Below are 13,978 nucleotides of genomic sequence, written 5' to 3' on the forward strand. Positions count from 1 at the left end.
GTCGGTAAAGATTCTTTGTAAGATATTCATAACCCTATTATGCAGGAAAAATTAACAAAAAGAAACCCCTAAATTCCCTCAAGATTGAGGGCAGGGGAGTTGAAGTGTCGAAGACACTTTTTTATTAAAGACTGCTACACAATGAAAAGACCCATGCGTGAGCATGAGCCTTTAACTGTAAAATCTGCTGAACGGACGCAAATCAATGCCGATTCTGTTATTTTGCCTGCACTTTGGAAAGAAGGGCTTCCTGTAATGTCTGTGAGAAGTTTATTCCCTGCTCTAAGGCGGCAGTATTGAGCCATGCAGGAATTGTGAGTGTTTTTCTGACTGATTTCTCGAAATGAGCCTTTGCATAAGCTTCAACATCAACAGAAACTATATTCACAAATGCCTCTCCTACCGGTTCATCTGGAGAAACCTCTTTTGAAACAGCAACAGGGTCTATATCTGTAAGACTGGAAGGAGCGGGAACAGCTTCACCATCTGCTTTGCATGAATGAAGATGTGCGGCCAGACATTCAACAGCCATTTCCATAGCATCCTCTAAAGTGTCTCCTTGTGTTGCAAGGTAGTTCAGGTCAGGAAAGATAACAGAGTACCCATCATCTTCCCTGTAGAAACAAGCTGGATACATAGATAACATAGTTTACACCTCCCGTATATGGTAAAGGAATGGCAAGGGCTTATTTAAGCCCCGCCTGCTTCCTGATGGAATCCTCGGTCCTTTTGTTTAGGTCTTTACCCTTGTGAAAGGGAATTGTGACCTTGCCAGGTTTTGTAGGGTGTATGTACTGTCTATGTGAGCCATTCTGCTCTTTGAACAGCCACCCATCAGCAAGGATTAGTTTTTCCATCTCTCTTGATTTCATTGGCATACCGTTTTCCTCCTTGCACTATTATATTACCATATAATACGCATAAAGTAAATACGCATACAAAAAATACGCACAAATAAAACCAATGGAGAGGTTATTGAACGAAAAGCAGACTGTATTTTGATTTTTCACTTTATGTAAAATATAATTATAATTGACATAAAATAGAATTTTGAGGGGAAAAATGTATTTGGTGATTGAGGAGGAGAATCATGCAGGTGAAATTTAGAAAAAAATCGCAGATTACATTACCAATGGCGGTAGTAGAGCAATTAGAATTGAAAGAAGGTGATAAGATGGAAGTAGAGATTATAAACCAGACAGTTTGTCTGACGCCATTTGAAAGTAAAAAAAGAAAACCTACAGAAACTGCCGATTTAACAAAAAAGGAATATTTTGAAAAAAATAATACAATTAAAAACAATAGTAAATTATATTTTGAATGTCTTGGTCATTTTGCAATTTATAATTATGGTAAGCTGGTTCTTTTAAGTAACAAGAAGGCGGAAGAGTTAATTGCTTTTTTAATCTGTGAACGAGGATATCCGGTATTAAAGGAAACGATTGCAACCTTTTTATGGCCACAAGCGGAAAAACGCAAATCAATGGAATGTCTTTACAAAGTGTGGAAGTATATTTGTAATTTGTCACAAATGAATATAGAAATCCCAATTATTTCAGAGAGAAATCATATGTATTTTAATTCAGATGATTGTGTAATTGATTTGGAACAGTTTGAATCTTACTATGAAAACAGACGAGATATACGTTCTTGTGAAGCAGCAATTCAGTTATATCGAGGACCCTTGTATTATCATCAATGTTATAATTGGATTAGTCAATGGGAAGCATACTATGAAATAAGATTTTGGAAGCTGATTGAAGTAGTAATTGAATATTATCAAAGAAAGGATATGTTAGATATTGTTGAAAAATATAGAAATATAATTGCAAGATATGAATGTTAGAAAGAAAGTGTTTTAGTAAGAAAATTATTCCGAAGAATTTCTGATAGTAAATGTTATGATATCAAATATAGAATACAGAATTGGTGCCGGTACTATTAAATTGAATTCTATATTTTATATCATGGGGGAAAACACTTTTTGCCCTAAACATTGTCATATGTAAATATAAATTGATAAGTGAAATAGGAGGGTTTAGTATGTCTACAGTTAGAAAAGCGATTGAAAGTTGTGATGATACAAATGAATTAGAAGCAGCTCAAAAAGAGGCACTTGAAGCTTTATATACAGTAGCAGAGCAGCAGGCAGATATTTTTATGATGGAAATTATGGATTCGATTAAAGTGGGAGGAGATAAGAAAATTCCTGTTACTTCTTTGGTTGCACAGACCAGAGAAATTCGTGCAATGACAGCAAAAAGTACAGAAGATATTCAAGATACTGTAGCAGGTTGTCTGGATGCTTTTTTAGGAGGAAATAAGGATGTAGTAGGTGGAATAGGAAAGTTACTATCAGGTGCCTTAAACGTCTTTTTAGGAGAAAGTGTAGGAGCAATTGGTCAGACAGAAAAATATTATATTTTAACAGAAGGACTCAGTGCGGTACGATTCGATGTAAAGTGTTGGTATCGATCGATTCAATGCAAATCATTGTATTCAAAAGCTGAAAAAGTAACTTGTTTTGTCGGAACAAAATCAATTGTAGACTTGTCTAAAATTGATTTATCTACATTTGTGTATTTATATCAGCAACAATTGATTAATTCAGGTGTAACTGGAGCTGATATAAGATCGGAATTAAAACTTGTAAAAGAAATATATAATGAATTTCAGACTACAGTATCTGAAAATACAATTTTAAAAGGACTAAGAAAACAAAATAGTAATGAGATATTAGTTCCCGGATTTTAATATACATAAAAGATAATTGAAATAATATAGAGTTTGATAAACGGTTGCAAAGTATAACGGTCGATTAGGCAAAGGTCTCTGAGGTAAAAGTTATATTTTGCAACTTTTTTGTTAAAAAATAAAATTTGATATTTGATGATAGAAAGGTTCATTGACAAAATAGCAAATGCAAACTAGACTAATAGTAAAAATTAACGAATAAAAAAATAAGACAAGATAAAAAGAAGAAGGAAATAAAGACAGAGATGGACGATAAAAAATATTATACATCAGGTGAATTTGCTAAAAAAGCGAATATAACAATTCGTACAATCCGCTACTATGATAAACAGGGAATTTTATCACCGACTTTTCGAAATAATTCGGGCTACCGATTTTATAGCGATGAAGATTTTATAAAATTACAAAAAATATTAACACTAAAATACTTAGGGTTTTCTTTGGAAGAGATTCGAACGATGACATTATATGATTCTACGGAGGAAATAGAAGAATCTTTAGAGCTACAGATTCAGTTAGTAAAAAAAAGAAAAGAACATTTGGAATTGATGGAAAAAAATCTTATTCAGACAAAAGAAATGTTTCAAAGACGAAAGGATATAAAATGGGATGAGATTTTAAATTTAATTCATGTAACGAATATGGAACGTGAATTAGTGGAACAATATAAAACTGCCAATAATTTAAATATCCGGATAGAATTACATAACAAATATTCTACGAATTTACAAGGATGGTTTCCATGGCTTTATTCTCAAATTTGCTTTGATCAGGCAGAAACAATCTTAGAACTTGGATGTGGAAATGGGGCATTATGGATTAATGCTGATTGGGAAAAGTTATCAGATAAACAAATATGTCTGTCTGATATATCAAAAGGAATGATAAAAGAAGCAAAACAAAATTTGGAAAAAGAAAATGGAAATAAACCGGGATTTAAGAAAACTAATATAAAATATAAGCCTTATAATGCGGAAAAGCTTACATTGGAAAAAAGCTCTGAGGATATTATAATAGCGAACCATGTTTTATTTTATATAAAAAATTTAGATTGCACAATAAAAAATATTGCGGACATTTTAAAAGAAAACGGAACATTTTACTGCAGTACTTATGGATTCGATCATTTGCATGAAATTACAGAATTGGCAAAAGAGTTTGATTCAAGAATTACTCTTTCCCAGGTTAATTTGCAGGAGCAATTTGGAATCGAAAATGGAAAAACAATATTAGAACCATATTTCTCAAGGGTTGAACTTAAAATTTATGAAGATTCGCTTATCATTAACCGAGCAGAACCATTAGTTGATTACATTTTGTCCTGCCACGGGAATCAGAAAGAGATTCTCTCCGGAAGATATCAAGAGTTCTGCTGTTTTGTAGAAGAAAAAATAAAACGGTTTGGAGCAATTTTTGTGACAAAACAGGCGGGAGTCTTTATTTGCAGGAAATGAAACGTATTCTAAATATTTTTTAAGAATTATGGTGGTCTTGTTGGTTTATAAAGTTTTCTTCAAACTCTTCAACTGTGTATGTATATATGTTTTTAAATAGGTAATTTTTAAATTGGTCTAATCCAAATAATATGAATTCTTCGTTTGCTAATCGCCTTACAGTTTTGTATAACACATCTCTATGTGACGACTTCCCGACTTCACTTTTTTGGCGTTCGAAGCCTTCTGTCGTTTGGCGCGTTGGTCCTGCCTCTAAATATTTGGTTTTATTATATACGAGAATATAATTCATATGCTTACGAGTGTAGGATATTGAGTTAACAGGGAGACCATTTTGGTCTTGATATTGTAAATCAAAAAGTATAAATAGACTGTCGTATATTTTCTAATTCCTGCATGGGATCTGATAATTTTTTGTAAATTTTGTCAATATTATTTGTTACATTATATAAATAAGAGCCTAAGTCATTATTTTCTGCTAAGTAATAATTAGTTTTATCTGATATTTTATGTTTTGCAGTAAAGACATCTATAGCATCGAGAAAATAAGGACTATGCGTAGTGATAATTATTGTTAAATCAAATTTTTTTTGTAATAAAACGATTAGTTCTGCGTACAGTAGTTGCCATTCTGGATGTAAATGTATTTCTGGTTCATCCAGAATTAAAATATCTTTTTCTTTTAAACTGCCTTTTTCTAAAAGTTGTTTAATTATTGCAAACGATTTTAAACCGGTTGATAAATTTTTAATATTTAGTGGGTGATTGTACTTTGTTGTTTTTAAGTAGTATTGTCCATCTTGGTTTTCAATGATATCTCCACCTAATAGTTCCCCGAGTAGGTTATAGATTTCATTTAACTTATCTTTTACCATGACAGCATCAAAAATCCCATCAAGTATGCCGTTATCTTTTTTGCAAAGGTATTTTAATAAGTGGGAGTCTGTAATTTTTATAGAGTTTTTAAAATAGTAATCGGACATGCTGTCTATAACAAAAGGATTGTCTATATAAAAGGCTTCATGTAATATATTTAATTCTGTATTCCATGAAATACAAGTGTCATTTTGAAAATGGAGATTTATCTTCTTGTTTTGTATAGTTAATTCTATTATAGATTCTAAGCTGTCTTTAGTTAAAGGTGATATTTGATTTTCAAATACTTTATTAAACCATCTGGTGATTACTTCAGTCATTACTTTTTTGTCTGAAACATCAATAAGAACATTTAATTTATCTGAAAGATTATCTATAAAATCGTTTATATCATCAATTGCTTCAGTTAAGTTATTGGCAAAAATAAAATTTTCTATAAGATATGGAAGAGCTGCATTGTTATTATTTTGTATCATATTCATAATTTTTTCAGTAAATTTACGGGAATAATAAGTATAATTTCTTATAGGCAGTTCGGATATAGTTTTATTTTGAGTCAAATAACTTTGAAAAAATAAAGAAACAATTTGGTATATTCTATCTTCTCTTTCCTGCATTACTTTTTGATTCATATTATACATGGAATTAAAAATTGAAAAGATAATTTTGCCTATAGTACTTTTTCCAGTATTATTTTCTCCGGCAATAACGGTTATACCATCTATATTTATAGAGGCTTCTTTTATTTTAGCAAAATCTTTTATATCTAATTGCATTATTTCGCTCCTTTTTTAGATTTGTTTATTAGATTATATTATATTTTATCACAACATCTGTTTTTTACTCAATTCTAACATAGATAAATGATATTCTCAAATAAAAGTTTCATTAGTAAAAAATTTACTGCTAGTATATTATTAACGATAAATGTAACTTTCTGCTTGACAGTGACGTTACGTCATCTTATAAAATGAAGTTACAGAATTAATTTTTGGGTACTCTATTCAAAGATAGAGCAGATAAGGAGGTCACTAATGAAGGGTATTGTATTAGCAGGGGGTAGCGGAACACGTTTATATCCATTAACAAAAGTAACGTCAAAACAATTGTTGCCGATTTATGATAAACCAATGATTTATTATCCACTTTCCGTATTAATGAATGCAGGAATCCGGGATATTTTACTGATATCAACACCAGAAGATATTTCACGTTTCGAGGCACTGCTCGGGGATGGAAGTCAATTTGGAATTCAATTAAATTATGCGGTACAGGATTCACCGGATGGACTGGCTCAGGCATTTATTATTGGAGAGTCATTTATTGGTGATGATAATGTGGCAATGGTACTTGGAGATAATATTTTTCATGGACATGGTTTGACGAAGAAACTCAGAAATGCTGTGAATAAGAGAGTTGGTGCTACTGTTTTCGGATACTATGTAGATGACCCGGAACGTTTTGGTATTGTAGAATTTGACTCAGAAGGAAAAGCTGTTTCGATTGAAGAAAAGCCACTTAAACCAAAGAGTAATTATTGTGTGACAGGGTTGTACTTTTATGATAATCGGGTTGTTGAGTATGCAAAGCAGTTAAAACCATCAAAACGTGGAGAGTTAGAAATTACAGATTTAAATCGTATTTATCTTGAGCAGGGAGAGTTAGATGTCGAATTATTAGGACAAGGGTTCACATGGCTTGATACAGGAACCCATGACTCTTTAGTAGATGCGACTAATTTTGTACGGACAATTGAAACACACCAGCATAGAAAGATAGCATGTTTAGAGGAAATTGCTTATCTGAATCATTGGATTACAAAAGACCAGATGGAAAAACGGTATGAAATTCATAAAAAGAATCAATATGGTATGTATTTAAAAGATGTTATGGATGGAAAATATATTGATAGTAAAGAATTTTAAGTTGAAAATAAGCATGTAAGGAGTTTTTTTAGTGAAAATCATTGAAACAGAATTAAAAGATGTATATATTTTAGAACCACAAGTATTTGGCGATAACAGGGGATGGTTCATGGAGAGTTACAACCAGAACGCAATGGAAGAAGCAGGATTACATTATGAATTTGTACAGGATAACCAGTCTTATTCAACACAGAAAGGTACATTAAGAGGGCTTCATTTTCAAAAGGGTGAACATGCTCAGGCAAAAATAGTTCGCTGTAATAAAGGAGCTGTTATGGATGTTGCGGTCGACATGCGGGAAGGTTCTCCAACTTATAAAAAATGGGTGAAGGTGGAATTGTCGGAAGAAAATAAAAGACAATTATTGATACCTCGTGGTTTTTTACATGGATTTGTAACTTTGACTGATGAAGTAGAATTTCTATATAAAGCAGATAATTTTTATAACAAAGAGTCTGATAGAAATATTGCATGGAATGATGAAGAAATCGGTGTAGATTGGGGAATTGATAATCCAATTCTTTCGGAAAAGGATAAAAATGCACCGAAGCTTTCGGAAAGCGATATTGATTTTAAATATAATGTTATAGATTATAAGAGGTGAAACAGTATGAAAATAGTAGTAACTGGCGGAGCAGGTTTTATTGGTGGGAATTTTATTCACTATATGTTAAAAGAACACACGGATGACGAGATTATTTGTGTAGACGCATTGACTTATGCAGGAAATTTAGAAACTTTGGAACCTGTAATGGACAATAAAAATTTTAAATTTGTACAGGCAGATATAGCTGACCGTGATGCAATATATCAGTTATTTGAAGAAGAAAAACCTGATATTATTGTTAATTTTGCAGCGGAAAGTCATGTGGACCGTTCTATAGAGAATCCGGGGATTTTTTTACAGACAAATGTTGTCGGTACAGGAGTTTTATTGGATGCCTGTAAAAAATATGGAATAAAACGTTATCACCAAGTATCCACAGACGAAGTATATGGAGATTTACCACTTGATCGAAAAGACTTATTTTTTACAGAAGAAACACCAATTCATACTTCAAGCCCATATTCTGCATCAAAGGCTTCAGCAGATTTATTAGTACAGGCATATCATCGTACATTTGGGCTACCTGTGACAATATCACGCTGTTCAAATAATTATGGACCATATCATTTCCCAGAAAAGCTGATACCATTGATTATAGCGAATGCTTTAAATAATAAGTCGATTCCCGTATATGGAACTGGAGAGAATGTACGGGACTGGTTATATGTCGAAGATCATTGCAGAGCAATTGATTTGATTATCAGGGAAGGAAAAGTAGGTGAAATCTATAATATTGGCGGTCACAATGAAAAGACAAACTTAGAAGTTGTAAAGACAATTCTAAAAGCACTTGATAAAAGTGAAGCGTTAATTACTTATGTTACAGATCGTCCGGGACATGACAGAAGATATGCAATCAATCCTGCTAAGATTAAAAAGGAGTTAGGCTGGGAGCCTTTGACAACATTTGATGAGGGAATTAAAAAGACGATAAAATGGTATTTGGAAAATAAATCATGGTGGGAGAATATAATCAGTGGAGAATATCAAAATTACTATGAAAAAATGTATGGAAAGCGATAGAATAAAATGAAAATATTAGTTACAGGAATCAATGGGCAGCTTGGTTATGATGTCATGAAGTGTTTAAAGAAAAGAAAGATAGATTGTGTTGGAGCAGGAAGACAAGAGTTTGATCTTACAGATCAAAAGGCGGTAGAACGATTTATTATCGACGAAGCTCCGGATGCGGTGATTCATTGTGCAGCTTACACGGCTGTCGATAAGGCAGAAGAAGAAAAAGACTTATGCTATAAAGTAAACGTGGAAGGTACAGAGCATATAGCGAAGATTTGTAAAACACTTGATATAAAAATGTTATATATTAGTACCGATTATGTTTTTTCAGGGACTGGAGAAGAATATTATGAAATCACAGATCAACCTGCCCCCATCGGTTACTACGGCAAAACAAAATTTTTAGGGGAGGAAGCAGTAAAAAAATGGATTGACAAATATTTTATTGTTCGAATCTCCTGGGTTTTCGGAAAAAATGGAAATAATTTTGTAAAAACGATGCTTCGTTTAGGAAAAGAGAGGGAAGAAATCAGTGTAGTTGCGGATCAGATTGGTTCACCTACCTATACTGCAGATTTAGCTGTGTTACTGTGTGATATGATAGAGACAGAACAATATGGAACTTATCATGCAACGAATGAAGGGGTTTGTTCATGGGCAGAATTTGCAGAAGAAATTTTTCGGATTGCAAAAATGCCTGTAACTGTAAAGCGAATTTCTTCAGAAGAATATAAGACAAAAGCAATACGTCCGAAAAATTCCAGATTATCTAAAAGTTGTTTAGAGCAGGCAGGATTTAAGCGATTGCCAAAGTGGCAGGATGCACTTTGGCGTTATTTGGAAGAAGAGTTTTGAAATATTAAAAGAATTTTAAAGCGTAGTGTAAATGAACAAATAAAATAGAGAAACAAATTATCGGGTAGGCGGGAAAATTAAATAACGTTTTCCTTCTACCCGATATTGAATAAAAAAAATATTAGTATGCAATTAGCTTTTTTCTATTCAATAGGCTTTTCTTTATCCAATGAAAGAAAGAGTGCATTGACAAGATTAACAGCCAGGTTTCTCTCTTTTGCCGAACGACCATCCATCAATTGTAACCAAAGGGAAAGATTACTTTCATCGCTTACAACAAGGGAATCTGAAAGTAGATAATCAACTGTAACAGTAAAACGATTTGCAAGAAGAACGAGATTTTCAATTGTAAGCCCACGTTCACCACGTTCAATCTGACCAATATAAGCGGGGGAAAGGCAGACTTCTTCTGCCAGTTTTTCCTGGGTAAGGTGAAGCCTTAGACGCTCTTTCCTTATTTTTTGTCCCAGAATAGTATAATCCATATCTCCAAACCTCCTATTTATAAAACACAAATTCTAATACAATAACTGTAAAGAAAAATGTCGGAAATAATAATATGCAGAATGCAGTAGAAAAGTATGCAAGCTGTTTCGCCTTTTTCTTTGTTATTATAGGAAAACGAGATAAAAGATATACAAGAAAGATTTATTAATTATAAATAAATTGAAGTAGATAAGTGAAAATTTGTAGTTGTGAATAAAAGGATGAAAACCGAACTAATAATTAGTTGACAATTTTTATAATCTGTGGTATGTTAATAATAGATTGATTGTAAAAAGTGCATAGAAAATTTGTAGTTAGGTGTTACTGATAATGCAGGCAAGACTAACTTTACGAGCAGAGGAATATTTTCGTGAAGTTGAGTCTTTTTTTTGTGCATTTAAGAGAGGAAAAGGGTATGGAAGTATTAAAAGTGATTAATAACAGCTTTGTGAGTGCTTATGACACAGAGGGGAAAGAAGTTGTTATTATGGGAAAAGGAATTGGATTTGGAACAAAACCTGGAAAGAAAATTGACGAAAAGATAATTGAGAAAATATTTCGGATTGAAGATTCAAAAGAGGGAACAAAATTTCAAGAACTATTGAGAAATCTTCCAATGGAGCATATGCGACTTACTTCGGACATTATTGATTATGCAAAAACAAAGTATGGGAAACATTTAAATGAAAGTATTTATATTGCATTAACGGATCATATTAATTTTGCAATTGAGCGCTATCATAAAGGAATGAAGTTTGTTAATCCGCTACTTATGGAAGTGAAACAATTTTATAAAAGTGAATATTTAATAGGAGATTATGCAGTTCAATTAATAAAAAAAGAAACAGGGATTCTGTTTGATGAGTCTGAGGCAGCTTCGATTGCTTTGCATATTGTAAATGCAGAATATAATACGAAAATGGGTGAAGCAATGAAAATAACAACGATGATTCAGGAGATTCTTGATAAGGTAAAAGAGTGTTTCCAATTTCGTTTAGATGAGGAGAGTCTTCATTATTCCAGATTTGTAAGCCATGTAAAATTTTTATGCCAGCGTATCATGAAAAAAGAATTATTAAATTGCATGGATGAAAAAATTGTAGAAATGGTAAAGGAAAATTATCCGGAGGAATATGATTGCAGTAAAAAGATTGGAAGTTTTATTCATGATAAATACGATTATGAAGTTACAAATGAAGAATTAATGTATCTTGCAATTCATATTAAGAGGATGAGAGATGCCAGTTTAGAACATTAGGAGGCTAGAATTATGTTAAATAAATTGAAAAATATGTGGAAAAAAGAAGAAAAAATTGGTTCACCTATAAGAGGAGAAGCAGTTAGTATAAAGGAAGTAAATGATCCAACGTTTTCCGATGAGATATTAGGAAAAGGAATTGCAATTAAACCGCTTACCGGAAGAGTTGTTGCACCATGTGACGGGACGATTTCCATGGTGTTTGATACAAAGCATGCTTTGAGCATAACAACTGAGCATGGAGCAGAGCTTTTGATTCATGTCGGTTTAGATACCGTGAATTTAAAGGGGCAATTTTTTGAAGCAAAGGTAAGTGCAGGTGAGCATGTGAAAGCTGGAACACTTCTGTTAGAATTTGATATCGAAAAAATAAAAGAAGAAGGATATGACACGATATGTCCGATTGTTGTATGCAATTCACAAGAATTCTCCAATATAGAGGCAATTACAGGAGAAGTGTCAGAGTTAACGGAGGTATTAAAAATAATACAATAAATAAAATGAAAAATAGAGAGGAGAAAAGAACAATGAAACAAGTAACTTATGTCGTAAAGGATGAATTGGGGCTTCATGCCAGACCGGCAGGGCTGCTCGTAAAGGTGACAGGAGGATTTAAAAGTGATATCCGCCTAAGTGCAAATGGAAAAGAGGCTGACGGCAAGAGAATTCTTGGAATTATGAGTCTTGGAGTGAAAAAAGGAGATAAAGTTACATTTGCATGTAAGGGGGTAGATGAAGAAAGGGCAGCAGTTCAAATTGAAAGTTTTTTAAATGATAATTTATAAAATGTATCAATACCAGGGGCAAAAGGTCATGCTTTTCATGCTGGCATGAAAAAGCATAACTTTGAGACCCGCAAAAACATGAGAAAGTAGCCCGAACAGGGCGGATTTCGAATATTTTTAGGATGACGAAAGCACAAAGTGCGTAGTCATCTGTAGGTATCAGGGGTCAAAATATTTTTTGACCCCAACACTATAAAATGTATCAGGAGAGGAAAGGAGGAGGTATTTTATGATGAAATATCTTCAGAAGTTGGGAAAATCGTTAATGCTTCCGGTAGCATGTCTGCCTGTAGCGAGTCTTTTAATGGGAATCGGTTATTGGATTGATCCAAATGTAATGTCAGGATTGGGTGAGCCTTCTACGATTGCTGCCTTTTTAGTTAAGGCAGGAGGTGCATTGATTGACCATATGGCGATTTTATTTGCAATTGGTGTTGGAATTGGTATGTCAGATGACAATGATGGTACGGCAGGGCTTGCCGGTTTAGTTTCGTGGCTTATGATTACTACGATTCTTTCAGCAGGAAATGTAGCTGTATTCCGTCACGTTGATGTATCTCAGGTACCGGTCGCATTTACAAAAATTGAAACTCAGTTTATCGGTATTTTAGCCGGCTTAATCGGTGCGTCTTGTTACAATCGGTTTAAAAATACAAAGTTGCCGGACTTTTTAGGATTCTTTAGTGGGAAACGTTGTGTTGCAATTGTAACAGCAGTATCTTCATTAGTTGCATGTTTAGTGTTATATTTCTTATGGCCTCCAATTTATTCCGGTCTTGTAAGCTTTGGAGAGGCAATCATTTCAACCGGACCAATCGGAGCAGGTATTTATGGATTCTTTAACCGTCTATTAATTCCGGTAGGACTTCACCATGCACTTAACTCTGTATTCTGGTTTGATGTGGCAAATATTAATGATATTGGTAAGTTCTGGGGAACAATTGAAGGTGGTGTGCTTGGTCAGACAGGTATGTATCAGGCAGGATTTTTCCCGGTTATGATGTTTGGTTTACCGGCAGGTGCGTTAGCAATGTATCATACAGCAAAGGATAAAAAGAAAAAAGCGGCAGCAGGTATGTTATTTGCAGTAGCATTATCTTCTTTCTTTACAGGTGTTACCGAACCAATGGAATTCTCATTTATGTTCTTGGCACCGGTATTATATGTGATTCATGCATTCTTAACCGGTATTACTTGTGCGATTGTTGCGCTTTTGCCGGCAAGAGCAGGATTCTTTTTCAGTGCAGGTTTTGTTGACTGGTTCTTGAGTTTTAAAGCCCCAATGGCAGTAAAACCTTGGCTGTTACTGATTGTCGGTCTTGGTGTTGGCGTTGTTTATTATGTTGTATTCCGATTTGTAATTGTGAAATTGAATTTAAAAACTCCGGGAAGAGAAGATGATGACGATGCAGACGAAGATATGAAAGCAACATTAGCAAATAATGATTATACGCAGGTTGCTTCAATTATCTTAGAAGGTTTAGGTGGAAAAGAAAATGTTACATCGGTTGATAACTGTATCACAAGACTTCGTCTTGAAATTAAAGACTATACAAAAGTAAATGAAAAGAAAATTAAATCAGCAGGGGTCGCAGGAGTAATCAGACCGGGTAAGACGAGTGTTCAGGTAATCATCGGAACACAGGTACAATTTGTGGCAGATGAGTTTAAAAAATTATGTAAATAATTAAATTAAATCGTAAAGGTGTTGTAAAAATCAATTTAGTTGATTTTGCAACACCTTTTTTGCTTTATAGGAAACTTCGTCTCCTATAAAGCAAAAACGCTCCGCGAGGATGTGCACAGATGCGAAAGGAGTATTGTTGCAAAAAGTATGCAACACGCATCTGGCACGCAAAGTGGAGCAAGTCCCTCATGAGTGAGGGATACAGGGAGTTGAGGTGGACTTGTCCACTTTGTTCCTTTATAGGAAAGTTCGACTTTCGTTAAACGCTTGGATG

Annotated in this window: 15 protein-coding genes; 11 read left to right on the forward strand and 4 right to left on the reverse strand. The window is 33.6% G+C overall.

The window, feature by feature from the left end; genetic code table 11:
* Nucleotides 1–217 precede the first annotated feature (217 nt).
* Both FYJ58_RS13795 and FYJ58_RS13800 read right to left on the reverse strand, forming a co-directional pair.
* Nucleotides 218–646 (reverse strand): type II toxin-antitoxin system HicB family antitoxin, encoded by a 429-nt coding sequence (locus FYJ58_RS13795; protein ID WP_154520273.1) that lies wholly within the window; start codon nt 644–646, stop codon nt 218–220.
* A gap of 40 nt (nt 647–686) precedes the next feature.
* Nucleotides 687–878 (reverse strand): type II toxin-antitoxin system HicA family toxin, encoded by a 192-nt coding sequence (locus FYJ58_RS13800; RefSeq protein ID WP_154520274.1) that lies wholly within the window; start codon nt 876–878, stop codon nt 687–689.
* A gap of 212 nt (nt 879–1,090) precedes the next feature.
* Between FYJ58_RS13800 and FYJ58_RS13805 the strand changes: the two genes are divergently transcribed.
* From FYJ58_RS13805 to FYJ58_RS13815, 3 genes are all read left to right on the forward strand, one after another.
* Complete coding sequence (locus FYJ58_RS13805; RefSeq protein WP_154520275.1) at nt 1,091–1,846, forward strand: AbrB/MazE/SpoVT family DNA-binding domain-containing protein; 756 nt, start codon at nt 1,091–1,093, stop codon at nt 1,844–1,846.
* Between the two features lie 197 nt (nt 1,847–2,043).
* Entirely contained in the window at nt 2,044–2,754 is a 711-nt protein-coding gene (locus FYJ58_RS13810; protein ID WP_154520276.1) for a hypothetical protein, read from the forward strand.
* 245 nt (nt 2,755–2,999) lie between these two features.
* Nucleotides 3,000–4,208 carry a MerR family transcriptional regulator gene (locus FYJ58_RS13815; protein ID WP_154520277.1) on the forward strand — a complete coding sequence of 403 codons (1,209 nt, stop codon included), beginning with the start codon at nt 3,000–3,002 and terminating at the stop codon, nt 4,206–4,208.
* A gap of 353 nt (nt 4,209–4,561) precedes the next feature.
* Here the strand turns inward: FYJ58_RS13815 and FYJ58_RS13820 are convergent, their stop codons facing one another.
* Nucleotides 4,562–5,860, reverse strand: coding sequence for an AAA family ATPase (locus FYJ58_RS13820; protein WP_154520278.1), 1,299 nt, complete (start codon nt 5,858–5,860; stop codon nt 4,562–4,564).
* Nucleotides 5,861–6,118: 258 nt separating this feature from the next.
* Here FYJ58_RS13820 and rfbA point away from each other — a divergent pair, with 258 nt between their 5' ends.
* Genes rfbA through rfbD form a run of 4 tightly spaced genes read left to right on the forward strand, consistent with a single transcriptional unit; the run spans nt 6,119 to nt 9,488 of the window.
* Nucleotides 6,119–7,009 carry a glucose-1-phosphate thymidylyltransferase RfbA gene (gene rfbA, locus FYJ58_RS13825; protein ID WP_154520279.1) on the forward strand — a complete coding sequence of 297 codons (891 nt, stop codon included), beginning with the start codon at nt 6,119–6,121 and terminating at the stop codon, nt 7,007–7,009.
* A 31-nt stretch (nt 7,010–7,040) separates the two neighbouring features.
* Nucleotides 7,041–7,613, forward strand: coding sequence for a dTDP-4-dehydrorhamnose 3,5-epimerase (gene rfbC / locus FYJ58_RS13830; RefSeq protein WP_328597863.1), 573 nt, complete (start codon nt 7,041–7,043; stop codon nt 7,611–7,613).
* Between the two features lie 6 nt (nt 7,614–7,619).
* The gene (rfbB, locus tag FYJ58_RS13835; protein WP_154520280.1) at nt 7,620–8,639 is read left to right on the forward strand and encodes a dTDP-glucose 4,6-dehydratase; all 1,020 of its coding nucleotides are present in this window, start codon (nt 7,620–7,622) and stop codon (nt 8,637–8,639) included.
* 6 nt (nt 8,640–8,645) lie between these two features.
* Nucleotides 8,646–9,488 carry a dTDP-4-dehydrorhamnose reductase gene (gene rfbD / locus FYJ58_RS13840; protein ID WP_154520281.1) on the forward strand — a complete coding sequence of 281 codons (843 nt, stop codon included), beginning with the start codon at nt 8,646–8,648 and terminating at the stop codon, nt 9,486–9,488.
* Between the two features lie 143 nt (nt 9,489–9,631).
* On the opposite strand, the gene FYJ58_RS13845 is transcribed toward rfbD, so the two are convergent.
* Complete coding sequence (locus FYJ58_RS13845; RefSeq protein ID WP_154520282.1) at nt 9,632–9,973, reverse strand: helix-turn-helix domain-containing protein; 342 nt, start codon at nt 9,971–9,973, stop codon at nt 9,632–9,634.
* A 416-nt stretch (nt 9,974–10,389) separates the two neighbouring features.
* Here FYJ58_RS13845 and licT point away from each other — a divergent pair, with 416 nt between their 5' ends.
* The 4 genes from licT to nagE all read left to right on the forward strand — a co-directional run bounded on the left by licT (nt 10,390) and on the right by nagE (nt 13,704).
* Nucleotides 10,390–11,232 (forward strand): BglG family transcription antiterminator LicT, encoded by an 843-nt coding sequence (gene licT, locus FYJ58_RS13850; protein WP_154520283.1) that lies wholly within the window; start codon nt 10,390–10,392, stop codon nt 11,230–11,232.
* 12 nt (nt 11,233–11,244) lie between these two features.
* Complete coding sequence (locus FYJ58_RS13855) at nt 11,245–11,727, forward strand: PTS sugar transporter subunit IIA (RefSeq protein WP_154520284.1); 483 nt, start codon at nt 11,245–11,247, stop codon at nt 11,725–11,727.
* 32 nt (nt 11,728–11,759) lie between these two features.
* Nucleotides 11,760–12,017, forward strand: a complete 258-nt coding sequence (locus tag FYJ58_RS13860) for an HPr family phosphocarrier protein (protein ID WP_154520285.1) — start codon at nt 11,760–11,762, stop codon at nt 12,015–12,017.
* A gap of 229 nt (nt 12,018–12,246) precedes the next feature.
* Entirely contained in the window at nt 12,247–13,704 is a 1,458-nt protein-coding gene (gene nagE / locus FYJ58_RS13865) for an N-acetylglucosamine-specific PTS transporter subunit IIBC (RefSeq protein WP_205839274.1), read from the forward strand.
* Nucleotides 13,705–13,978: the final 274 nt, after the last annotated feature.

Source organism: Velocimicrobium porci, assembly GCF_009696045.1.
GTDB lineage: Bacteria > Bacillota > Clostridia > Lachnospirales > Lachnospiraceae > Velocimicrobium > Velocimicrobium porci.

What these genes read in the sequence shown, in the direction of transcription:
- FYJ58_RS13860 (WP_154520285.1), top strand. Translation starts at nt 11,760, where the DNA reads ATGAAACAAGTAACTTATGTCGTAAAGGATGAATTGGGGCTTCATGCC.
- FYJ58_RS13800 (WP_154520274.1), bottom strand. Translation starts at nt 878, where the DNA reads ATGCCAATGAAATCAAGAGAGATGGAAAAACTAATCCTTGCTGATGGG.
- FYJ58_RS13845 (WP_154520282.1), bottom strand. Translation starts at nt 9,973, where the DNA reads ATGGATTATACTATTCTGGGACAAAAAATAAGGAAAGAGCGTCTAAGG.
- rfbD (WP_154520281.1), top strand. Translation starts at nt 8,646, where the DNA reads ATGAAAATATTAGTTACAGGAATCAATGGGCAGCTTGGTTATGATGTC.
- rfbB (WP_154520280.1), top strand. Translation starts at nt 7,620, where the DNA reads ATGAAAATAGTAGTAACTGGCGGAGCAGGTTTTATTGGTGGGAATTTT.
- FYJ58_RS13795 (WP_154520273.1), bottom strand. Translation starts at nt 646, where the DNA reads ATGTTATCTATGTATCCAGCTTGTTTCTACAGGGAAGATGATGGGTAC.
- FYJ58_RS13805 (WP_154520275.1), top strand. Translation starts at nt 1,091, where the DNA reads ATGCAGGTGAAATTTAGAAAAAAATCGCAGATTACATTACCAATGGCG.
- licT (WP_154520283.1), top strand. Translation starts at nt 10,390, where the DNA reads ATGGAAGTATTAAAAGTGATTAATAACAGCTTTGTGAGTGCTTATGAC.
- FYJ58_RS13855 (WP_154520284.1), top strand. Translation starts at nt 11,245, where the DNA reads ATGTTAAATAAATTGAAAAATATGTGGAAAAAAGAAGAAAAAATTGGT.
- nagE (WP_205839274.1), top strand. Translation starts at nt 12,247, where the DNA reads ATGATGAAATATCTTCAGAAGTTGGGAAAATCGTTAATGCTTCCGGTA.
- FYJ58_RS13815 (WP_154520277.1), top strand. Translation starts at nt 3,000, where the DNA reads ATGGACGATAAAAAATATTATACATCAGGTGAATTTGCTAAAAAAGCG.
- rfbA (WP_154520279.1), top strand. Translation starts at nt 6,119, where the DNA reads ATGAAGGGTATTGTATTAGCAGGGGGTAGCGGAACACGTTTATATCCA.
- FYJ58_RS13810 (WP_154520276.1), top strand. Translation starts at nt 2,044, where the DNA reads ATGTCTACAGTTAGAAAAGCGATTGAAAGTTGTGATGATACAAATGAA.
- FYJ58_RS13820 (WP_154520278.1), bottom strand. Translation starts at nt 5,860, where the DNA reads ATGCAATTAGATATAAAAGATTTTGCTAAAATAAAAGAAGCCTCTATA.